General features: G+C 59.3%; 19 protein-coding genes and 3 tRNA genes. 16 read left to right on the forward strand and 6 right to left on the reverse strand.

Annotation, left to right across the window (positions count from 1 at the left end):
• Nucleotides 1–3: 3 nt before the first annotated feature.
• Entirely contained in the window at nucleotides 4–606 is a 603-nt protein-coding gene (locus BUC40_RS14100; protein ID WP_073266770.1) for a glutathione S-transferase family protein, read from the forward strand.
• Between the two features lie 281 nt (nucleotides 607–887).
• Here BUC40_RS14100 and BUC40_RS14105 read toward each other — a convergent pair whose 3' ends face one another.
• A complete protein-coding gene (locus BUC40_RS14105; protein WP_425272940.1) occupies nucleotides 888–3002 on the reverse strand; it encodes a heavy metal translocating P-type ATPase in 2115 nt (704 codons plus the stop codon).
• A 426-nt stretch (nucleotides 3003–3428) separates the two neighbouring features.
• On the opposite strand from BUC40_RS14105, the gene cadR reads away from it, so the two are divergent.
• The 3 genes from cadR to BUC40_RS23245 all read left to right on the forward strand — a co-directional run bounded on the left by cadR (nucleotide 3429) and on the right by BUC40_RS23245 (nucleotide 4918).
• Entirely contained in the window at nucleotides 3429–3875 is a 447-nt protein-coding gene (cadR, locus tag BUC40_RS14110; RefSeq protein ID WP_073266772.1) for a Cd(II)/Pb(II)-responsive transcriptional regulator, read from the forward strand.
• Nucleotides 3876–3962: 87 nt separating this feature from the next.
• Entirely contained in the window at nucleotides 3963–4313 is a 351-nt protein-coding gene (locus BUC40_RS14115) for a hypothetical protein (protein WP_139272184.1), read from the forward strand.
• Between the two features lie 104 nt (nucleotides 4314–4417).
• A complete protein-coding gene (locus BUC40_RS23245) occupies nucleotides 4418–4918 on the forward strand; it encodes a cupredoxin domain-containing protein (protein WP_279627148.1) in 501 nt (166 codons plus the stop codon).
• A gap of 134 nt (nucleotides 4919–5052) precedes the next feature.
• On the opposite strand, the gene BUC40_RS14125 is transcribed toward BUC40_RS23245, so the two are convergent.
• Nucleotides 5053–5421 (reverse strand): glutaredoxin domain-containing protein, encoded by a 369-nt coding sequence (locus BUC40_RS14125; RefSeq protein WP_073266778.1) that lies wholly within the window; start codon nucleotides 5419–5421, stop codon nucleotides 5053–5055.
• A 113-nt stretch (nucleotides 5422–5534) separates the two neighbouring features.
• Here BUC40_RS14125 and BUC40_RS14130 point away from each other — a divergent pair, with 113 nt between their 5' ends.
• Nucleotides 5535–5768 (forward strand): DUF3820 family protein, encoded by a 234-nt coding sequence (locus tag BUC40_RS14130; protein ID WP_073266780.1) that lies wholly within the window; start codon nucleotides 5535–5537, stop codon nucleotides 5766–5768.
• Here BUC40_RS14130 and BUC40_RS14135 read toward each other — a convergent pair whose 3' ends face one another.
• Complete coding sequence (locus BUC40_RS14135; RefSeq protein ID WP_073266782.1) at nucleotides 5769–6632, reverse strand: universal stress protein; 864 nt, start codon at nucleotides 6630–6632, stop codon at nucleotides 5769–5771.
• Between the two features lie 199 nt (nucleotides 6633–6831).
• On the opposite strand from BUC40_RS14135, the gene BUC40_RS14140 reads away from it, so the two are divergent.
• Nucleotides 6832–7503, forward strand: a complete 672-nt coding sequence (locus BUC40_RS14140) for a MiaE family protein (protein ID WP_244160655.1) — start codon at nucleotides 6832–6834, stop codon at nucleotides 7501–7503.
• A gap of 51 nt (nucleotides 7504–7554) precedes the next feature.
• Here the strand turns inward: BUC40_RS14140 and lpxH are convergent, their stop codons facing one another.
• Nucleotides 7555–8277 carry a UDP-2,3-diacylglucosamine diphosphatase gene (lpxH, locus tag BUC40_RS14145; protein WP_073266784.1) on the reverse strand — a complete coding sequence of 241 codons (723 nt, stop codon included), beginning with the start codon at nucleotides 8275–8277 and terminating at the stop codon, nucleotides 7555–7557.
• Complete coding sequence (locus BUC40_RS14150) at nucleotides 8274–8768, reverse strand: peptidylprolyl isomerase (RefSeq protein ID WP_073266786.1); 495 nt, start codon at nucleotides 8766–8768, stop codon at nucleotides 8274–8276. Before BUC40_RS14150 ends, lpxH begins: the two co-directional genes overlap by 4 nt.
• 180 nt (nucleotides 8769–8948) lie before the next feature.
• On the opposite strand from BUC40_RS14150, the gene BUC40_RS14155 reads away from it, so the two are divergent.
• The 3 genes from BUC40_RS14155 to BUC40_RS14165 all read left to right on the forward strand — a co-directional run bounded on the left by BUC40_RS14155 (nucleotide 8949) and on the right by BUC40_RS14165 (nucleotide 14009).
• Nucleotides 8949–10628: a glutamine--tRNA ligase/YqeY domain fusion protein gene (locus BUC40_RS14155; protein ID WP_073266788.1), complete on the forward strand. Its 1680-nt coding sequence runs from the start codon at nucleotides 8949–8951 to the stop codon at nucleotides 10626–10628.
• Complete coding sequence (cysS, locus tag BUC40_RS14160) at nucleotides 10628–12013, forward strand: cysteine--tRNA ligase (protein WP_073266790.1); 1386 nt, start codon at nucleotides 10628–10630, stop codon at nucleotides 12011–12013. Before BUC40_RS14155 ends, cysS begins: the two co-directional genes overlap by 1 nt.
• A gap of 79 nt (nucleotides 12014–12092) precedes the next feature.
• The gene (locus BUC40_RS14165; protein WP_073266792.1) at nucleotides 12093–14009 is read left to right on the forward strand and encodes a DEAD/DEAH box helicase; all 1917 of its coding nucleotides are present in this window, start codon (nucleotides 12093–12095) and stop codon (nucleotides 14007–14009) included.
• A 46-nt stretch (nucleotides 14010–14055) separates the two neighbouring features.
• Here BUC40_RS14165 and folD read toward each other — a convergent pair whose 3' ends face one another.
• Nucleotides 14056–14910: a bifunctional methylenetetrahydrofolate dehydrogenase/methenyltetrahydrofolate cyclohydrolase FolD gene (gene folD, locus BUC40_RS14170; RefSeq protein WP_073266794.1), complete on the reverse strand. Its 855-nt coding sequence runs from the start codon at nucleotides 14908–14910 to the stop codon at nucleotides 14056–14058.
• 267 nt (nucleotides 14911–15177) lie between these two features.
• Between folD and BUC40_RS14175 the strand changes: the two genes are divergently transcribed.
• From BUC40_RS14175 to lon, 7 genes are all read left to right on the forward strand, one after another.
• A tRNA-Arg gene (locus BUC40_RS14175) sits at nucleotides 15178–15254 on the forward strand.
• Nucleotides 15255–15292: 38 nt separating this feature from the next.
• Nucleotides 15293–15368 (forward strand) — tRNA-His (locus BUC40_RS14180).
• 60 nt (nucleotides 15369–15428) lie between these two features.
• Nucleotides 15429–15513: transfer RNA gene (locus BUC40_RS14185), tRNA-Leu, on the forward strand.
• Nucleotides 15514–15640: 127 nt separating this feature from the next.
• The gene (gene tig, locus BUC40_RS14190; RefSeq protein WP_073266796.1) at nucleotides 15641–16951 is read left to right on the forward strand and encodes a trigger factor; all 1311 of its coding nucleotides are present in this window, start codon (nucleotides 15641–15643) and stop codon (nucleotides 16949–16951) included.
• 94 nt (nucleotides 16952–17045) lie between these two features.
• Complete coding sequence (gene clpP / locus BUC40_RS14195; protein ID WP_073266797.1) at nucleotides 17046–17681, forward strand: ATP-dependent Clp endopeptidase proteolytic subunit ClpP; 636 nt, start codon at nucleotides 17046–17048, stop codon at nucleotides 17679–17681.
• Between the two features lie 111 nt (nucleotides 17682–17792).
• On the forward strand, nucleotides 17793–19073 hold the full coding sequence (clpX, locus tag BUC40_RS14200) for an ATP-dependent Clp protease ATP-binding subunit ClpX (RefSeq protein ID WP_073266799.1): 1281 nt from the start codon (nucleotides 17793–17795) through the stop codon (nucleotides 19071–19073).
• 150 nt (nucleotides 19074–19223) lie between these two features.
• Complete coding sequence (lon, locus tag BUC40_RS14205; RefSeq protein WP_073266801.1) at nucleotides 19224–21620, forward strand: endopeptidase La; 2397 nt, start codon at nucleotides 19224–19226, stop codon at nucleotides 21618–21620.
• The last annotated feature ends 111 nt before the right edge of the window (nucleotides 21621–21731 follow it).

The raw sequence follows: 21731 nt of genomic DNA on the forward strand, positions 1-21731 counted from the left end.
AACATGTACAAGGTTTATGGCGACTACCGTTCCGGCAACTGCTACAAGGTCAAGTTGATGCTGACCCTGCTCGGTAAACCATTCGAGTGGGTACCGATCGATATCTTCAAGGGCGAAACGCAAAGCCCTGAATTTCTGGCCAAGAACCCTAACGGCAAGATTCCGGTGCTGGAGCTGGAAGACGGCACCTGCCTGTGGGAATCCAACGCGATCCTCAATTTCCTCGCCGATGGCAGCGAATTTCTGCAGACCGAGCCGCGTCTGCGCACTCAGGTGCTGCAGTGGCAGTTCTTCGAGCAGTACAGCCATGAGCCGTATATCGCCGTAGCGCGGCGCATTCAGTGGCTCGAAGGCATGCCGGCCGAGCGCGCCGAGGAGTACAAGGTGTGTCAGGTGCGCGGCCACAAGGCGCTGCGGGTGATGGAGCGCCAGCTGGAACAGACGCCTTATCTGGTCGGCGACCGCTACTCCATCGCCGATATAGCACTGTACGCCTATACCCACGTGGCGCACGAAGGCGGCTTCGACCTGAGCGCCTATCCGGCAGTCAATGCCTGGCTGGCGCGGGTCGCCAGCCATCCGAAGCATGTGGCCATGTTGGGGTGATCGGCTTGTCTCGATGGGGCTGACCTACGCGGCCCGACCCATCTACGACTAATCAATTCCTGTGGGAGCGGGCCATGCCCGCGAAGCTGCTGCGCGTATGGCGCGCGCCCTACCGTGCTTAGGATGGAAAGGGCCACGCATGTCAAACCATCATCAGTTTTTGATGGGCTGTAGCCATCCTAGGCTCTACGACCAACCTGGGGAGCGCGTCACGCCTGCAATTGTTCGCGGGCATGGCCCGCTCCCACTCAATCCCTTGCACCTGCTGGTTTCTTTTGCGGTTACTTGCGCAGCAGCCGCAGCCCGTTGAACACGACCAGCAGGCTCACGCCCACATCGGCGAAAACCGCCATCCACATGGTCGCGTGGCCGCTTACGGTTAAGCCCAGAAATACCGCCTTGATACCCAGCGCCAACACGATGTTCTGCTTGAGAATCGCGGCCGTCTGCTGAGACAGGCGAATGAAGGCCGGAATCTTGCGCAGGTCGTCGTCCATGATCGCCACATCGGCGGTTTCAATGGCCGTGTCGGTACCGATCGCCGCCATGGCGAAGCCCACATTGGCGCGAGCCAGGGCAGGGGCGTCGTTGATGCCGTCGCCGACCATGGCCACCACGCCTTTTTGCGCCAGTAATTTCTCGACCGTCGCCAGTTTGTCAGCGGGCAGCAGATCGCCGCGGGCTTCATCGATGCCTACCTGAGTGGCGATGGCCTGCGCGGTGTGCTGGTTGTCGCCAGTGAGCATCAGGGTCTTGATGCCCATGCCATGCAGCGTGACGATGGCTTCTCGGCTGCTGTCCTTGAGTGTGTCGGCGACCGCGAACAGCGCCAGGGCGCGTCTCTCGTCGCTGAGCAGAATGACCGTCTTGCCTCCGCGCTCGAGCTCATCAAGCTCTGCTTCGATTTCTGGGGTACACAGGCCGAGCTCTTCGAGCAGGCGGTGATTGCCCAACTGATAGCGCTGGCCGTCGATCACACCACGCACGCCGCGCCCGGGCAGCGCCTCGAAGTTCTGTACGTCTTCGATCGCGATGCCTTGCTCCTGGGCTGCGTTGGCAACTGCCAGGGACACCGGGTGATCGGAGCGGGCGGCAAGGCTGGCCGCCAGTTTTCGGTAACTGTCGGCGTCGCCGCCCAAGGCTTTGTAGTCGGTTTGTACCGGTTTGCCGTGGGTGAGGGTGCCGGTTTTGTCCAGCGCCAGGTGGGTGATGTGCCGGCCGTTCTCCAGGTGCACGCCGCCTTTGACCAGGATGCCCTTGCGCGCCGCCGCAGCCAGGCCGCTGACGATGCTCACCGGGGTGGAGATCACCAGCGCGCACGGGCAGGCGACTACCAGCAGTACCAGCGCGCGATAAACCCATTGAAACCAGTCACCATTCATCAGCAGCGGCGGCACTACTGCCACGGCCAGGGAGAGCAGGAATACCAGCGGGGTGTAGATCCGCGCGAAGCGGTCGACGAAACGCTGGGTTGGCGCCCGCGCACCTTGCGCCTCTTCCACGGCTTTGATGATGCGCGACAAAGCGCTGTTGCTGGCCGCCGCGCTGACCTGATACTCCAGCGCGCCGCTCTGGTTGATGGTGCCGGCGAACAGGGTATCGCCCACGCTTTTCTCGACCGGTAGGCTCTCGCCGGTAATCGGCGATTGGTCGACCGTCGAGTTTCCCTCGGTAACCAGGCCATCCAGGCCGATACGCTCACCGGGGCGCAACCGCACCACGCTGCCGATGGCGACCTGAGTCACCTCCCGCGCCTGCCAGCTGCCATCAGGCTGGCGCACGGTGGCCTGTTCGGGGGTCAGTGCCATCAGGCCGCGAATGGCGTTGCGTGCCCGGTCCAGGGATTTCGCCTCGATCCGCTCGGCGATGGCGAACAGCACCATGACCATCGCCGCCTCGGGCCATTGGCCGATCAGCACTGCGCCGGTGACAGCAATACTCATCAGCGCATTGATGTTGAGGTTGAAGTTCTTCAGGGCGATCCAGCCCTTTTTGTAGACATCCAGCCCGCAGGTAAGGATGGCGCCCAGTGCGATCAGCGCGACCACCCACTCTGGTGCGGAGTCGGTGAAGTGGACCAACTCGGCAACGAAAGCCGCGACACCAGCAGCGATCAACTGCCATGGCAGCCCCTTTTCGGTTGGCTCCGGCGCGACCGGTTGGCTGCCATCACCTTCCAGCTGCGGCGTGAAGCCTAGTTCGCGGATAGCCTGCAGCGCTGGTTCAAGGGCGTCGGGGCTGTGGCGAATGGTCAGTACGCGCTGCATCAGATTGAATTGCAGCGCCTCAATGCCCGGCTGCCGAGCGAGCTTGTCGGTAATCAGACGTTCTTCGGTGGGGCAATCCATCTGTTCGATGCGCACGCGGGTTTCCGCTGCCAGCGGCTGTGCCTGCATCCCCAGGCTGGCGATGGCCTTGACTATCAAAGTGGCGGTGCCTGCCTGATGCTCGACGTGCAGGGTGCGGTTGAGCAGGTTGAACTGCATGGCGTGCACTTCGCGCAGCTGCTGCAGCTTGCCGCGGATCAGCCCTTCCTCGGTCGGGCAGCACATTTGCTCGATGCGCAGGGTGCTGCTCTCCAGGGCAGGGCCGGCGTGCGCTGCTCCGGGCTCGCTGATCTGGCTGATCAGCGCGCTGCCGGAGTCACAGCACGCTGGCGCAGCATCGCTGGCACAGCACGAGTCTTTTGGCGGCGTGGGCTTTTGGGTGTGGTCGTGATCGCAGCAGTTGGTCATGGGGCGTCTCCAGATAACCTGTTGCAGAGTGAACACCCTGTAGCCACTATAGGGTCAAGCGTTCGGTAAGAAGATCAGGAGGCAAGCATGAAAATCGGCGAGTTGGCGGCAGTCACCGGGTGCCAGGTTGAGACCATCCGTTATTACGAACGCGAGGGTTTACTGCCTGCACCGCAACGCAGCGATGGCAATTACCGGCTGTACCGGCCGGAACACGTTGAACGGCTGACCTTCATCCGCAACTGCCGAACCCTGGATATGACGCTCGACGAGATACGCGAGCTGCTCAGCCTGCGCGGTCAACCGGCGGAAAACTGCGAGGCCATCAACGGGCTGATCGATGCTCATATCGAGCACGTCAACGCGCGCATCGCCAGCCTGCAGTCGTTGCAAGAGCAGTTGGTCGAGCTGCGCAACAGTTGCCTGGCGGATCAGCAGTCTTCGCCTTGCGAGATCATTCGTCAGCTCAGCACCAGCGACACCCTGCATGCCGACAAGGATGTATCCCATGTTGGGCGCAGCCATCAGCATTAGTCGATTGATCGGGACTTGGGCATAATCGGGCTGTCCTCCATATCGCGTACCCGGTATCCGATGGTTTCCCGCCCACTGCGTGTTCTGTTGCTCTGTCTGCTGGCGCTGGCCTTGCCTGCGCAGGGTATTGCCGCGGCTGGTATGCAGGCGGGTATGACGCTTTCGGTCGGTGGGCACGAGCACCGCATGCATCTTTCAGGCGATATGGATTCATGCGGCGCTGCCTGTAGTCATCATCAGGCGCCCAGCGAGCAGAAAGCACCAGGGCATGCTACCTGCAGCCTCTGTGTGTTTTGCGTCGGCGTGATTGCTTTGAGTCCCGCTATTTTCTCTGCCACGCAGTTGCCGCTGGATCGGCCGCTGGCTGTCTGGCACGAGCATTTCATCGAACACATCGCCGACACCCCGTATCGTCCGCCTCGCGTTTTCATCGGCTGAATCATTTCTTGCGAACAGGCACCTGGCGGCTAGCAGTGGCCCGCCAGGTGCATGCGTGCGTGCGGGCACGCCGATGACTATTCAATGAGGCAATTACGATGCGAATGACCACAATCTTTATCAGCGCCCTGGCGCTTGTCACGCTTCTTCAGGCATCACTGCTAAACGCAGCCGAGCATGAACATGCTACAGGCCATGGTGGCGGTCACGGTACGCAAAGCGCCGAGCAGAAACCCTGGGGCATTCCTGGGGACGCTGCTAAGGTCACGCGTACGGTGGAGATCCGCATGAACGACCAGATGCGCTTCGTACCTGACAAGGTGGAGGTCAATGAAGGCGAGACGGTGCGTTTCGTGCTGCACAACGACGGTCAGTTGCTGCACGAGTTCGTGTTGGGCGATAAAACGCAGCTGGATGAGCATGCCGCGATGATGCTCAAACAGCCGAACATGGCCCACACCAGCATGGACATGCTACACGTGCAGCCAGGCAAGCAAGGTGAAGTGACATGGACGTTCAACCGAGCCGGTGCTTTTGACTTTGGCTGCCTGATCGCTGGCCATTACCAGGCAGGCATGCTGGGCAAGGTTGCCGTAGCACAATAAGAAATGCCGCAACCGGGGTGGTGTCCGGTTGCGGCATTTTTAGCGTCAGTGCGAGTAGCCTGTCACTGAGCGCAGCGATGTGCAGGGAGCTGTCGCAAACCTGAGCAATCGTCCCAGGGCTTCGCTTGCCAGGTTTACGCTGCGAAATGCTTATCCAGATAGGCCGCGATGGCCTTGGACTCGTACAGCCAGGTGCTCTGACCGTTTTCTTCGATGCGCAGGCATGGCACCTGAATCTTGCCGCCCTGGCTTTCTAGCTCGCCGCGCGCCTTGGCGTCGTTCTTCGCGTCACGCAGTGCCACGGGCACATTGAGTGCGTGCAGCTTACGGCGGATTTTCACGCAGAACGGGCAGGCCTTGAACTGATACAGCGCCAGACCTACGGCCGCCTGCTCGACCGCTGCCTGAGCGTCGGGTGTGCGCTTCATCTTGGCCGGGCGGGTGGCGAGGTCGCCAAGAACGATCAGTTGGCCGAGGCCCAGACGCAGTGCCTTGATAATCATGATGAGTACCTGCAAATGTAAACGGCGCGCAGCTTACCCGAGTTGAGGCGTTGGCCCAACCGCTTGGCGGTTGCGGCATAATGCGCCGCCCACGCAACTGCTACGGCCGAACGATGAAACCCGAAGACCTGAAATTGCTGGTGAGTCGAGAAATGCCCTTCGGCAAGTACAAGGGCCGGTTGATTGCGGACTTGCCAGGGCATTATCTGAACTGGTTCGCCCGTGAAGGCTTTCCCAAGGGTGAGATCGGCCAGCTGCTGGCGCTGATGCAGGAGATCGATCACAACGGCCTGTCTGGCTTGCTCGATCCGTTGCGCAGCAAGCCTCGGCAGCCGTTTCGCGATTGATCAGCCCTCGGCGAGGCGTTGTTCCAGGTGCTCGATGATGCTCTCAGGCTTGAGTACCAGCACATCACTTTCCAGCGCATCCAGAATCACCTCGGCGGTATTGCCGATCAGCGCGCCGCTGAACCCGGTGCGCGCCACCGTACCGATCACCGTGACGGCCGCGTGCAACTCGTGAGCGTACTGGGGAATCAGCACATCTGCCGGGCCTTCGGCGATATGCAGGTGAGCGTCATCGATGTCATAGGTTTGCTGAAATACCATGCACTCCTGGCGGTAGCGCTCTTCGATGGTGTCACGTAGCTGGAAGGTCGGATCGACCGCCGTCAGCATCGGCGCTGGGTGAGCGCTGAGCACGTGCAGTTCGGCCTTGGCCAAATTGGCGAGGTCGTAGCCGTGATCGATGATCAGATTGTGCAGGGCGCGGTGATCGCCATCGATATTGCCGACGTCCACTGCCGCCAACACATTGCCGCTTACCCAGGGCGTCAGGGTTTTCACCAGTAGTACCGGGCTTGGGCAGTAGCGCAGCAGTTTCCAGTCGTCAGGCGTCAGCAGCGCCTTTTTCAGCGGATTGTCAGGGCGGTGCTGTTTGATCACCAAGCCGCAGCCTTCGCTTTGCTGAGCATGGCTGACGGTCTCATGCATGCTGCCACGCCAGGCTTGTTGCGCGCTGACGCTGTAGCCGTCCTGTAATAGCGCATTGCACAGATGGCGCAAGTGGCCGCTGTGATCTTCGCTGTCGTCGCAAACCAGCAGGTGCAGGTGTGATTGCGTGACGCCGGCGATCAACTTGGCACGCTTGAGTGCCAGGCTCTCGGCATGTTGCGGCTCGATGACCACGAGAATGCTGCGGATGGCTTGCATGGCGTGTTCCTCTGCGGGCGACAGGTCGTTATCAATATAGATGCCGCGCTCGCCTCAAGTTCTTGACCGGTATCAAGCCGCTCGGCTGGTGGTTGTCGCCAGCCGCTTTATAATGCGCGGCTCTATGTTCGACGCACCTGGCTCTTTCGCCATGCAGGTATGCGTTTCGGGCTCTTTCTTATCTCGTCGCTTGTAGGCCATGCACGTGTCATCTTCCGTCACAGTTTCAGATCCGTCTTCCTTTGCTGGCCGCCGTAGCGCCACGCCAGGCCTGCCGGAAATCCATGAGTTTCTCGGCTGCCGCACGCCCCAGGCGTGGGTCGACGCTGCGCTGGCCAATCAGGACATCATGCTGATTGACCACAAGAACTGTGAATTCAAAGCCGCCAGCACGGCGTTGAGCCTGATCGCCAAGTACAGCTGCCACGCAGACTTGATCACCATGATGTCGCGCTTGGCGCGCGAGGAACTGGTGCACCACGAGCAGGTGCTGCGCATCATGAAGCGCCGCAAGATAGGCTTGCGTCCGGTTTCCGCCGCGCGCTATGCCTCGGGCCTGCGCAAGGTCACGCGTAACCACGAACCCTACAAACTGGTCGATACCCTGGTGGTCGGTGCCTTTATCGAAGCACGTAGCTGCGAGCGTTTCGAGGCAGTGGTGCCGCATCTGGATGAAGAACTGGGCAAGTTCTACTTCGGCCTGCTTAAAAGCGAGGCGCGGCACTTTCAGGGTTATCTGAAATTGGCCTACCAATATGGCGATGCGGCAGATGTCGATCAGACCATCGAACGGGTGAGGGCGGTTGAGCGCGAGCTGATTGAATCGCCCGATGCCGAGTTTCGCTTCCACAGCGGCGTTCCGCAGGCTTAAGCGGGGCAATTACCGGGTATCGCTTCGCTCAACGCCGTGCTCCCTGGTGTTTCAGTCCAGGGCGAAGGCGCTCTGGTTGAAGCCGTTTTCATCGATCTGCAGGGCCCAGCCCTGTTTATCCCAGTCGCCGAGGACGATTCGTCGCGTCGGTTGGCCGTCGATCTGCATGTCGTGCGTGGCTGGGCGATGGGTATGGCCATGGATCAGCGTCTTCACGCCATGCTGTGTCATCACTCGCTGCACTTCGCCAGGCGTCACGTCGACGATATCGCTGGCCTTCATGCGCGTCTGCGAGCGGCTTTCCGAACGCAGTTTTCTCGCCAGTTTGTGACGTGTACCGAGCGGCAGGTTGCGCAGAATGAACAAGCTCAGTGGATTGCGCAGCAGGCGGCGCATCTTCTGATAGCCAACATCCAGCGTGCACAGGCTGTCGCCGTGCATCAGCAGCACCTTCTCGCCAGCAAGCTGCACTTCGTGAGGATCGCTCAGCAGCGTGCAGCCTGCCTCGCGGCAAAACGCCTTGCCGAGCAGAAAGTCACGGTTGCCGTGCATCAGGTAGATGCGTGTGCCGACATCGCTCAAGCGCCGCAGCGCCGCGGCGATGCCGTGCTGGAAGGGGCTCATGGCGTCGTCGCCAATCCAGACTTCGAAAAAGTCGCCAAGGATGTACAGCGCCTCGGCCTGGCGTGCGCGAGTGTCGAGAAAATGCAAGAACGCCCGGCTGATATCCGGGCGCTCCTCTTCAAGATGCAGGTCGGAGATCAGCAGGATCACTCGACGATCTCGGCCTTCTCGATGATCACGTCTTCGGCCGGTACGTCCTGGTGGCCGGATTTCATGGTGGTGGAGACGCCCTTGATGGCTTCGACCACGTCCAGGCCTTCGACCATTTCACCGAACACCGCGTAACCCCAGCCCTGTACGGTCTGTGCGCTATGGTCGAGGAAGGTGTTGTCGGCAACGTTGATGAAGAACTGCGCGGAGGCCGAATGCGGCTCCATGGTACGGGCCATGGCTACGGTGCCGGTTTTGTTGCTCAGGCCATTGTTGGCTTCGTTCTTGATCGGCGCGCGGGTCGGCTTCTGCTTCATGCCTGGCTCGAAACCACCACCCTGGATCATGAAGTTGCCGATCACGCGGTGGAACACAGTGCCGTCGTAATGGCCGCTCTTCACGTATTCCTTGAAGTTGGCGACGGTTTCCGGTGCCTTGTCTTCGAACAGGTTGAGGGTGATGACGCCGTGGTTGGTGTGCAGCTTGATCATGTGTTTATCGCTCTATCGAGAAAATCGCGGGCTACGCCTGGCTCGGGATGGACATTTATATTGCCCGGAGGTCAGGAGCAGGCACCAAGGCCTGTCAGGGGGTTGACAGCTTGGGCTATGATAAGCGCTTTGTTTTAGTCGGCCTACCCTGTGCCGCAATCCGCACGCGCTAAGGACACCATGAGCAAGCCCACCGTCGAAAAAGCCGCCAACTTCCTGCGTCCCCTCGTTCAGGCTGACCTGGACGCTGGCAAGCACGCCAAGATCATCACCCGCTTCCCGCCGGAGCCCAACGGCTACCTGCATATCGGCCATGCCAAGTCGATCTGCCTGAACTTCGGCCTGGCCCAGGAATTCGGTGGCGAGTGCAACCTGCGTTTCGACGACACCAACCCGGCCAAGGAAGATCAGGAATACATCGATGCCATCAAGGCCGACGTCCAGTGGCTGGGCTTCAAGTGGGCCGGCGAAGAGCGCTACGCCTCCAATTATTTCGACCAGTTGCATGACTGGGCCATCGAGCTGATCAAGGCCGGCAAGGCCTACGTCGATGACCTGACCCCGGACGAAGCCCGCGAATACCGCGGCACCCTGAACACGCCCGGCAAGAACAGCCCGTACCGCGATCGCAGCGTGGATGAGAACCTCGAACTGTTCGCCCGTATGAAGGCTGGCGAATTCCCGGATGGCGCCCGTTCCCTGCGTGCCAAGATCGACATGTCCTCGCGCAACATGAACCTGCGCGACCCGATCCTCTATCGCATCCGCCATGCCCATCACCACCAGACCGGTGACAAATGGTGCATCTACCCGAGCTACGACTTCACCCATGGCCAGTCCGATGCCATCGAAGGCGTGACCCACTCCATTTGCACCCTGGAGTTCGAAGATCACCGCCCGCTGTACGAGTGGTTCCTGGCCAACCTGCCAGTACCGGCGCAGCCGCGTCAGTACGAATTTGCTCGTCTGAACCTGAACTACACCATCACCAGCAAGCGCAAGCTCAAACAGTTGGTTGACGAGAACCACGTCAACGGCTGGGATGATCCGCGCATGTCGACCCTGTCTGGCTACCGCCGCCGTGGCTATACGCCTGCGTCGATTCGCACTTTCTGCGACATGATCGGCGTCAACCGTGCCGGCGGCCTGGTAGATATTGGTATGCTGGAATTCGCCATTCGCGAAGACCTGGACGCCAACGCCTCGCGCGCCATGTGCGTGCTCAAGCCGCTCAAGGTGGTGATCACCAACTACCCGGAAGGCAAGGTCGAGAACCTCGAGCTGGCGCGCCATCCCAAGCAGGACATGGGCACCCGCGCGCTGCCGTTCTCCCGCGAGATCTACATCGATGCCAGTGACTTCGAGGAAACCCCACCGGACGGCTACAAGCGCCTGATCCCCGGTGGTGAAGTGCGCCTGCGCGGCAGCTACGTGATCCGCGCCGACGAGGCCATCAAGGACGCTGCCGGCAACATCGTCGAGCTGCGTTGCTCCTATGACGAGAACACCCTGGGCAAGAACCCGGAAGGCCGCAAGGTTAAAGGTGTGATCCATTGGGTGCCGGCTGCCGAGAGCGTCGAATGCGAAGTGCGTCTGTACGATCGGCTGTTCCGCTCCGCCAATCCGGAGAAGACCGGTGAAGATGGCGAGCAGGGTGGCAGCTTCCTCGACAACATCAACCCGGATTCGCTGGTGGTGCTCAAGGGTTGCCGTGCCGAGCCGTCGCTGGCTCAGGCTACTGTTGAAGACCGCTTCCAGTTCGAGCGCGAAGGCTACTTCTGCCTGGACGCCAAGGACTCCAAACCTGACGCTCTGGTCTTCAACCGCACCGTCACCCTGCGTGACTCCTGGGGTCAGTAATGGCGCTTTCCATCTACAACACCCTGAGCAAGAGCAAGGAAGTCTTCAAACCCTTGGTCGGCAACCAGGTGCGCATGTACGTGTGCGGCATGACCGTCTACGACTTCTGCCACCTGGGCCACGGTCGCAGCATGGTTGCCTTTGATGTGGTGACGCGCTGGCTGCGCCATAGCGGTTATGACCTGACCTATGTGCGCAACATCACCGACATCGACGACAAGATCATCAATCGCGCCAATGAGAACGGTGAGGCCTTCGAGGCGCTCACCGAGCGAATGATCAACGCGATGCACGAAGACGAAGCGCGCCTGAACATCCTCAAGCCGGATCAGGAGCCGCGTGCTACCGATCATATCGCTGGCATGCACGCGATGATTCAGACCTTGATCGACAAGGGCTACGCCTATGCGCCCGGCAACGGTGACGTGTACTACCGCGTCGGCAAGTTCGAAGGTTACGGCAAGCTGTCGCGCCGCCGCGTGGAAGATCTGCGTATCGGTGCGCGCATCGAGCCGGGCGAATCCAAGCAGGATCCGCTCGATTTCGTTCTCTGGAAGGCCGCCAAGCCGGGTGAGCCAAGCTGGTCATCGCCTTGGGGCGACGGTCGTCCGGGCTGGCACATCGAGTGCTCGGTGATGTCCACCTGCTGCCTCGGTGAGTCGTTCGACATTCATGGTGGCGGTAACGACCTCGAGTTTCCTCACCACGAGAACGAGATCGCCCAGAGCGAGGCTGCCACTGGCAAGCCTTACGCCAACTCCTGGCTGCACTGCGGGATGATCACCATCAATGGCGAGAAAATGTCCAAGTCCTTGGGCAACTTCTTCACCATCCGCGAGGTGCTGGAAAAGTACCACCCGGAAGTTGTGCGTTACCTGCTGATCGCCAGCCATTACCGCAGCCCGATCAACTACTCCGAAGACAACCTGCGCGAATCCAAGGCTGCTCTGGAACGCTTCTACAACGCGCTCAAAGGCTTACCAGAGGCTGCGCCGGCTGGCGGCGAAAGTTATGTCGAGCGCTTCGGTGCGGCAATGGACGACGATTTCAATACTGCCGGTGCCTGCTCGGTGATGTTCGAGTTGGCACGTGAGGTCAACCGCCTGCGTGACAGCGATCTGCAAACTGCTGCTGCGCTGGGCGCACGTCTCAAAGAGTTGGGTGGCTTGCTTGGTGTGCTGCAGCTGGAGCCGGACGCTTTCCTCAAAGCCGGTGCTGAAGGCAAGGTCGACGCCGCTGAAGTGGAAGCGCTGATCGCCGCTCGCCTGCAGGCGCGTGCGGATAAGAATTGGGCAGAATCCGACCGCATCCGTGATCAGATCACCGCCCTGGGCGTAGTGCTTGAGGATGGCAAAGGTGGCACCACCTGGCGACTCGCCGAGTAAGCGAGTGTCGCAACGAAAAGGCCGCTGATGCGGCCTTTTCCTTTCCAGAAGCCTGCATCCAATTCGCTATGGGAAAACCATGCTGACGCGTTACAAACTGCTGCTTTCGACCACGCTGGCTCGCTATTTTCCGCGTACTGCCGCTTATCTTGAGGCTGAAAAACATGCCGCGGCCGAACGCCTTAAAGCTGCACCAAAAGCCAAAGGCAAAGCCACCTCTGCAAAGAAAACTGCAACTGCAAAGCGCGCAGGGAAGGGCGCAAACTCCGCAACAAAAAAGCCCGTTAGGCGCACGAGCGCCGGTATCTACTCGGCTGCAGCGATGAAAATCAGCGCCGCTCAGGAGCAGGCCATGCGCGACACCGTCGCGCGCGCGGTTGCGGCTAATGTGGTCAGCGCGCCTTCCGATGAGCAGTGGGCGATGATCCTCGGGCGCCAACCACTGACACGTATCTTTGCTGGCGCTGGCTCCGGCAAGTCGACGACTCTGGTGCTGCGTGTTGTGTTCATGCTCTGCCACCTGAATATCGAGCCCGAGCGCCTGACGGTGATTTCCTTTACCAACGCATCCTGCTCCGAATTGCGCGAGCGACTGCTCAAGGTGCTCGGGTTCTGGCAGTCACCCGTCGATGCGCAGGCAGTGCGCCAATGCGTGCGTACTTTCCACTCGGCCATGGGCTTGCTGGCCCGTCAGGCGCTGGGCAATCCTGGGTGGTTCGAGCAGTTGGGTGGCAAGGGGGCAGGCGAACTCGATAACCCTTTGGCTGGCGGGCGCTTGGGCATTGCGCAAATTCGTCTGCTGAAAGAGGTGTACCAGGCTTGTTACGCCGAAGATCCAGCGTTTCGCTCGCAAGTTCACGAGCTGCTAGGTTCGGCTGCGCCGGATGAGCAAAAGCCTTTGCCAAGGGTGCCAATGCAACCATTCAAACTCAATGGTGAACTGCATGCGGCGCCGCTGTTCGAGGTGTTCTACGGCCAGGCGGGTTTTATCGAGAGCATCGGTATCCGTATCGAGAAGCTGGCGGTTGATGCGTTGGCCTGTTCGGCTCAGGAGCGTGTATTTCTGCTAGCGTTGCAGGCTTACTGGCGCGCATTGCAGCGGCGCTTCAGTGAGCAAGGTCTGATGACCTTCAATGGCGCTTTTCAGCAGCTGACGCAGATGCTCGAAGACGGCGATGCACGTGTGTCAGCCGAGGCGCTCGCTGGCTTTTCGCATCTCTTGATCGACGAGTTCCAGGATGTCTCGCCGCAGATCGTGCAGTGGCTGCAGGCCCTGCACAGGCGCCTGGCCAATACGGCGACGGCTATAAGCCTGATGGCCATTGGGGATGACTGGCAGTCGATCTACGGCTGGCGCGGCAGCTCGCCCGAGCTGTTCATGGCCTTCGACCGGCACTTCCCGAGCAAAGGCAAGGGCAAAAGCGCGGTGCTGATGTTGCAAGCCAATTATCGCTCCATCGAGCCGGTGATCCGCGCTGCCGAATCGATACTTGCAGGCGTGGCCTTCAAGCAGGACAAGGCGACGGCGGCGGTCCGCAGTGCGCCGCCGGGCAGTCATGGTGTGAAACTGGTAACGCCGTTCGATCTCCCTCGCGACATGGGCGAGCTGCACAGGGAGATCGTGGCGCAATGCGACTATGCGCGCTCGATCGATTCCCGGGAGCGCACCGCCGTGCTGTTGCTGGGGCGGCGCAACGACACCTTGAAGGACATCCAGGCCGGGCTCGACCGCAAGCTCCCCGTCAAGGCCTACACCATCCACCGCGCCAAGGGCTTGCAGGCCGAAGTGGCGATCATCGTCGACGACTGTTTGCCGACCACACCGCATCCGCTTCGCAATGCGCTGTACGCGCACTGTGGCTTCTTCGCTAACAGCTATGACCAGGCGATGGCGGACGAGAGTTTGCGCCTCGGTTATGTAGCTGTGACCCGCGGCGTCAGCCGAGTGCTGTGGTTCGTGCGCAAGCCCCAGGGCGCTACGCGCGTGTTGAGCTAAAATGAAAACGGCGCCCGATGGCGCCGTTTTCGTAGCTGCAGAGTCGTCAGGCGTGTAGGTGTTCCGCGGCATGCAGGGTGTTTTCCAACAGGCAGGCACGCGTCATCGGGCCGACACCGCCGGGCACCGGGGTGATCCAGCCCGCGCGGGGCAGGGCGGTTTCATACACCACGTCGCCAATCAGCTTACCGTCAGCCTGACGGTTGATGCCCACGTCGATGACGATGGCGCCTTCCTTGATCCATTCGCCTTTGACCAGCCCGGGTTTGCCGGCGGCAACCACGACGATGTCGGCTTGCGCCACGTGACCTGCCAGATCCTTGGTGAATCGGTGGGTGACGGTCACGGTGCAGCCGCCGAGCAGCAATTCCATGGCCATCGGGCGGCCGACGATATTCGAGGCGCCGACTACGACGGCGTGCATGCCATACAGATCCTGTCCGGTGCTTGCCAGCAGGGTCATGATGCCTTTCGGTGTGCACGGGCGCAGCAGCGGCATGCGCTGAGCCAGGCGGCCGATGTTGTAGGGGTGAAAGCCGTCGACATCTTTATCCGGGCGGATGCGCTCGAGCAGCAGCGATGAATCGAGGTGGGCCGGCAGCGGCAGCTGAACCAGAATGCCGTCGATGCTGGCGTCTTCATTCAGGGAGTCGATCAGGCTCAGCAAGTCGTCCTGGCTGGTTTCAGCACTGAGGTCATAGGCGCGGGAAACGAAGCCGACCTCTTCGCAATCCTTGCGCTTGTGCGCGACATAAACCTGAGAGGCTGGATCGCTGCCGACCAGGATCACTGCCAGGCCGGGCGCGCGCAGTCCTTGCTGGCGTCGTTCGGCGACGCGCTGGGCGATCTGCTGGCGGATATTGGCGGCAATCGCTTTGCCATCTATCAGTTGTGCGGTCATTGCGCTTGGTTAACCATCGAAAGGGAGAAAAAAGGACGCGCATTCTCGCATGGCATTAAGGAAGGGCAAAGGCGGCAGAGCGCAGATTTGGTGTAACTCCTTTATCTAGCTGAATTTTTTTAGATTTGGGTGTTGACGGCCCAAGGGCGCCTCTATAAGATGCGCACCACTTGGCGAGCACAGCAAGTGACAGGGTAAAGCGGCAAAGGCAGCAACGAAAGTGGCCGCTCTAGCCGAAGCTTGAAGTCTGCTCTGGTGGATGGATAAGTGCCCGTAGCTCAGCTGGATAGAGCATCCGCCTTCTAAGCGGATGGTCGCAGGTTCGAGTCCTGCCGGGTGCGCCACTAGGTGAGTCGGCACAAGTAAGTAGTAAAGCAATATGGTGGGCGTAGCTCAGTTGGTAGAGCACAGGATTGTGGCTCCTGGTGTCGAGGGTTCGATCCCCTTCGTCCACCCCATATTCTGAAAGCGCCAGGCCCTTAAAGCCTGGCGTTTTTGTTTGTAAAAAGTATTACCACGCGGACGTGGTGGAATTGGTAGACACACTGGATTTAGGTTCCAGCGCCGCAAGGCGTGAGAGTTCGAGTCTCTCCGTCCGCACCATCTTTTAGCGCCCCTCCCGTTTGCCACCTGCATCTAGGGTGACTTCTGCAACACCTCCCTCTAGAATGCATGCCCTTGAATGGGGCCGGTAAGCGGCCGGCATACGTCTGTGCAACGAGGAATATCCATGCAAGTTTCTGTTGAAAGCACTTCCGCTCTCGAGCGCCGCATGAGCATCACTGTGCCGGCCGAGCGTATCGAGACTCAGGTCAACAAGCGTCTGCAGCAGACTGCCCAGAAAGCCAAGATCCCTGGCTTCCGTCCTGGCAAAGTGCCGATGAGCGTGATTCGTCAGCGTTTCGAAGCTGATGCACGTCAAGAAGCCGTAGGCGACGTCATCCAGTCTTCCTTCTATGAAGCAGTTGCCGAGCAGAAGCTCGCACCAGCTGGCCAGCCTTCGGTCGAGCCGAAAGTGCTGGAGAAGGGCAAGGATCTGGAATTCGTTGCAACCTTCGAAGTGTTCCCGGAAATCAAGGTCGCCGGCCTCGAAACTATCGCCATCGAGCGTCAGCAGGCTGAAGTGGCTGACTCCGATGTCGACAACATGCTGGATATTCTGCGCAAGCAGAACACCCGTTTCGAAGCGGTCGAGCGCGCTGCCGAAAAAGACGACCAATTGAATATCGATTTCGTCGGCAAGATCGACGGCGAAGCGTTCGCTGGTGGTTCCGCCACCGGTACTCAGCTGGTGCTGGGCTCCGGCCGCATGATTCCTGGCTTTGAAGACGCTCTGGTTGGTGCCAAAGCTGGTGAAGAGCGCGTTATCAACCCGACCTTCCCTGGGGATTATCAGAACCTCGACCTGGCCGGCAAAACTGCTGAATTCACCGTTAAAGTGAACAGCGTTTCTGCTCCGCAACTGCCAGAGCTGAATGACGAGTTCTTCGCTCTGTTCGGTATCAAGGAAGGCGGCATCGAAGGTTTCCGCGCCGAAGTTCGCAAGAACATGGAGCGTGAACTGCGTCAGGCCATCAAATCCAAGATCAAGAACCAGGTCATGGAAGGTCTGCTGACCGCCAACCCGGTTGAAGTGCCTAAGGCGCTGATCGCCAGCGAAGTGAACAACCTGCGCGTGCAGGCCGTTCAACAGTTCGGCGGCAACATCAAGCCTGACCAGCTGCCGGCTGAGCTGTTCGAAGAACAAGCCAAGCGCCGTGTGTCGCTGGGCCTGATCGTCGCTGAAGTGGTCAAGCAGTTCGAGCTCAAGCCAGACGACGCCCGCGTCCGTGAGCTGATCCAGGAAATGGCTTCGGCCTACCAGGAGCCTGAGCAGGTCGTGGCTTGGTACTACAAGAACGACCAGCAGCTGAACGAAGTGCGTTCGGTTGTACTGGAAGAGCAAGTTGTAGATACTGTTTTGCAGAAGGCCAATGTGACTGACAAATCGGTCTCTTACGAAGAAGCAGTCAAGCCGGCAGAAGCTCCACAAGCCGCCTGATTTCTTCACCTCGTTCGAGCACACCATAAGCCAGCCTCAGCGCTGGCTTATGCGTATTCGAGACATGACTTTTATTAGGGAGCGAGTGCTGGATATGTCGCACAATCCTTTTACGCAGCAAATGCCCAACATTCAGGCCGCAGGCGGTCTGATCCCTATGGTTGTCGAGCAGTCCGCCCGTGGCGAGCGCTCGTATGACATCTATTCGCGGTTGCTCAAAGAACGCGTGATCTTCCTCGTTGGTCCGGTCGAAGACTACATGGCTAACCTGATCTGCGCGCAGCTGCTGTTCCTTGAAGCGGAAAACCCGGACAAGGACATTCACCTGTACATCAACTCGCCTGGTGGTTCGGTAACTGCTGGTATGTCGATCTACGACACCATGCAATTCATCAAGCCGAATGTTTCGACCACCTGTATCGGTCAGGCTTGCAGCATGGGCGCATTCCTGTTGACCGCTGGTGCAGCTGGCAAGCGTTACTGCCTTCCGAACTCGCGCGTGATGATTCACCAGCCGCTGGGTGGTTTTCAGGGCCAGGCGTCGGATATCGAAATCCATGCCAAGGAAATTCTATTCATCCGTGAGCGCCTCAACACCCTGATGGCCAAGCACAGTGGGCGTACGCTCGAAGAAATCGACCGTGACACCAACCGTGACTACTTCCTGAGCGCGGAAGCCGCTCTGGAGTACGGGCTGATTGACCAAGTCATCGCTCAGCGCCCAGCCTGAATCAATCCGTTCAGAATGGATTTGATCGGCTAGTCTGATCATCTGCGGGCTTGAAAAAGCCCGCAAGAGCCTTCATCTTCTGTGTAAGCCTATCGGATTTGGATCGAACGAATGACTGACACCCGCAATGGCGAAGACAACGGCAAGCTGCTTTATTGCTCCTTCTGCGGCAAAAGCCAGCACGAAGTGCGCAAGTTGATTGCCGGACCCTCCGTCTTTATCTGCGACGAGTGCGTCGACCTGTGCAATGACATCATCCGTGAGGAGGTGCAGGAAGCCCAGGCCGAGAATAATGCGCACAAACTGCCGGCTCCCAAGGAAATCAGCTCGATCCTCGATCAGTACGTGATCGGTCAGGAGCGGGCGAAGAAGATTCTGGCGGTCGCGGTTTACAACCATTACAAGCGCCTCAATCAGCGCGAGAAGAAGGATGACGTCGAGCTCGGCAAGAGCAACATCCTGCTGCTCGGTCCGACTGGTTCGGGCAAGACGTTGCTGGCTGAAACCCTGGCTCGTCTGCTTAACGTTCCGTTCACCATTGCTGACGCTACCACGCTGACCGAAGCGGGTTATGTGGGCGAGGACGTCGAAAACATCATCCAGAAGCTGCTGCAGAAGTGCGACTACGATGTCGAGAAGGCCCAGATGGGCATCGTCTACATCGACGAAATCGACAAGATTTCTCGCAAGTCTGACAACCCGTCTATCACCCGTGACGTTTCCGGTGAAGGCGTGCAGCAGGCGCTGCTCAAGCTGATCGAGGGTACCGTCGCCTCGGTTCCGCCTCAAGGTGGTCGTAAGCATCCGCAGCAGGAATTCCTGCAGGTCGATACGCGCAATATCCTGTTTATCTGTGGTGGTGCATTCGCCGGGATCGAGAAAGTCATCCAGAACCGCTCCACCAAAGGTGGTATCGGTTTCGGCGCCGAAGTGCGCAGCAAGGAAGGCGATAAGAAGATCGGTGAATCGCTGCGTGAGATTGAGCCAGATGATCTAGTCAAGTTCGGCCTGATTCCCGAGTTCGTTGGCCGCCTGCCGGTTATCGCAACCCTGGAAGAGCTCGATGAGGCTGCGTTGGTGCAGATTCTCACCGAGCCGAAGAACGCACTGACCAAGCAGTACGGCAAGCTGTTCGAGATGGAAGGGGTGGATCTTGAATTCCGTCCTGACGCGCTCAAGGCCGTTGCTCTCAAGGCGCTGGAACGTAAAACCGGTGCCCGTGGTCTGCGTTCGATTCTTGAAGGCGTATTGCTCGACACCATGTATGACATTCCGTCGCAATCGGACGTCAGCAAGGTGGTCATTGATGAAAGCGTTATTGATGGTACTTCCAAGCCGCTGCTGATCTACGAAAACAGCGAGCCGCCTGCCAAGGCTGCACCAGACGCGTAACGCGTTTGTCATATGTTGAAAGCAAGGGGCCTGCGGGCCCCTTTGCTTTTGGCGATAGCAGCGCTTGTTTTTTCCTGGGGCTACCCCCATCTTAGGGTCAAGGGTATTCCCACCGTTTACGGCCGCAAGGCCGCCGTAGAGCTCAAAATCATGAAGACAACCATCGAATTGCCTCTCCTGCCTTTGCGCGATGTTGTGGTCTATCCGCATATGGTCATCCCGCTTTTCGTGGGCCGGGAGAAATCCATCGAAGCGCTCGAAGCGGCGATGAATGGCGAGAAGCAGATTCTGTTGCTCGCCCAGAAAGATCCCGCGGACGATGAACCGAGTGAAGAAGGGCTCTACCGAGTCGGTACCGTAGCCACGGTTCTGCAGTTGCTCAAACTGCCGGATGGCACCGTCAAGGTGTTAGTCGAGGGTGAGCAGCGTGGTGAAATCGAACAGTTCATCGAGGCCGATGGCTACAGCAGCGCCGAAGTGCAGCTGCTCGACGAAGTCGAGGCGCCGGAGCGTGAGAGCGAAGTATTCATTCGCAGCCTGCTGAGCCAGTTCGAACAGTACGTACAGCTCGGCAAGAAAGTGCCTTCCGAAGTGCTGTCGTCACTCAACAGCATCGATGAGCCCAGCCGGTTGGTCGATACCATGGCTGCGCACATGGTGCTCAAGATCGAGCAAAAACAGGAAATTCTCGAAATCGTCGACCTGCCAACACGGGTCGAGCATGTATTGGCCCTGTTGGATGCGGAAATCGACCTGCTGCAGGTCGAGAAACGCATCCGTGGCCGCGTCAAGAAGCAGATGGAGCGCAGCCAGCGCGAGTACTACCTGAATGAGCAGATGAAGGCCATTCAGAAAGAACTTGGTGACAGCGAGGAAGGCCACAACGAGCTCGATGAGCTCAAGCGCCGCATCGAGAATGCCGGGCTGACCAAAGAAGCCTACGGCAAGGCTCAGGCAGAGCTGAACAAGCTCAAGCAGATGTCGCCCATGTCCGCCGAAGCCACCGTCGTGCGTTCTTATATCGACTGGCTGGTGAATGTGCCGTGGAAGGCTCAGAGCAAGGTGCGCCTGGATCTGGCGCGTGCCGAGAATATTCTCGACGCCGATCACTACGGCCTCGAAGAGGTCAAGGAACGCATCCTTGAGTATCTTGCCGTGCAGAAGCGCGTGAAGAAGCTCAAGGGGCCGGTATTGTGTCTCGTAGGCCCCCCTGGCGTGGGTAAGACGTCGCTGGCCGAGTCGATCGCTAGTGCGACCAATCGCAAGTTCGTGCGTATGGCGCTTGGCGGCGTGCGTGACGAGGCGGAAATCCGCGGTCACCGCCGTACCTATATCGGTTCCATGCCGGGTCGCCTGATTCAGAAAATGACCAAGGTTGGGGTTCGCAACCCGCTGTTCTTGCTCGATGAAATCGACAAGATGGGCCAGGACATGCGTGGTGATCCGGCTTCGGCATTGCTCGAAGTGCTCGATCCCGAGCAAAACCACAACTTCAACGATCACTATCTGGAGGTCGATTACGACCTTTCTGACGTGATGTTCTTGTGCACCGCCAACTCCATGAATATTCCGGCCGCGCTGCTAGACCGCATGGAGGTGATACGTCTGCCGGGTTACACCGAGGACGAAAAGGTCAATATCGCCACCAAATACCTCGCGCCGAAGCAGATTCAGGCCAACGGCTTGAAGAAAACCGAGCTGGAATTCGAGGAAAGTGCGATCCGTGACATTATTCGTTACTACACCCGCGAAGCTGGCGTGCGTAGTCTTGAGCGGCAATTGGCCAAAGTGTGCCGGCGCGCGGTCAAGCAACATGCCAAGGAAAAACGCTTCCATGTGGTCGTCACTGCCGACTCGCTCGAGGAGTTTTTGGGCGTGCGCAAGCACCGCTACGGGCTCGCCGAACAGCAGGATCAGATCGGCCAGGTGACCGGTTTGGCCTGGACTCAGGTGGGTGGTGAGCTGCTGACAATCGAGGCCGCGGTGGTGCCTGGCAAGGGCAGCCTGATCAAGACCGGCTCGCTCGGTGATGTGATGGTCGAATCGATCACGGCCGCGCAAACAGTGGTCCGCAGCCGTGCGAAAAGCCTGGGTGTGGCGCCGGACTTCTACGAAAAACGTGATATTCACATTCACATGCCCGAAGGCGCGACGCCAAAAGATGGCCCGAGTGCAGGCGTCGGGATGTGCACGGCGCTGGTGTCTGCGTTGACGCAAATCCCGGTGCGCGCGGATGTCGCGATGACCGGTGAAATCACCCTGCGTGGCCAGGTTCTGGCTATCGGTGGCCTCAAGGAAAAACTGCTCGCAGCGCATCGTGGGGGAATCAAAACGGTGATCATTCCTCAAGAGAATGTTCGCGACCTCAAGGAGATTCCCGAGAACATCAAGCAGGACCTGCAGATTAAACCGGTTAAATGGATTGACGAGGTCCTGCAAATTGCGCTGCAATACGCCCCGGAGCCCTTGCCAGACGCGGCTCCTGAGTTGGTTGCAAAGGATGAAAAACGCGAGTCTGATTCCAAGGAGCGAATCAGCACGCATTAGCCGGATGCCTTCCTTGACACTTTTTTGGAGCCCTTGATATAAAGCGGCTCTTACCGTGTCGGTAGGCCATTCAGCACCCGATTCGCTTCCATTAAAAATCAAGAAACAACC

The sequence above is a fragment of the Phytopseudomonas punonensis genome (assembly GCF_900142655.1).
GTDB lineage: Bacteria > Pseudomonadota > Gammaproteobacteria > Pseudomonadales > Pseudomonadaceae > Aquipseudomonas > Aquipseudomonas punonensis.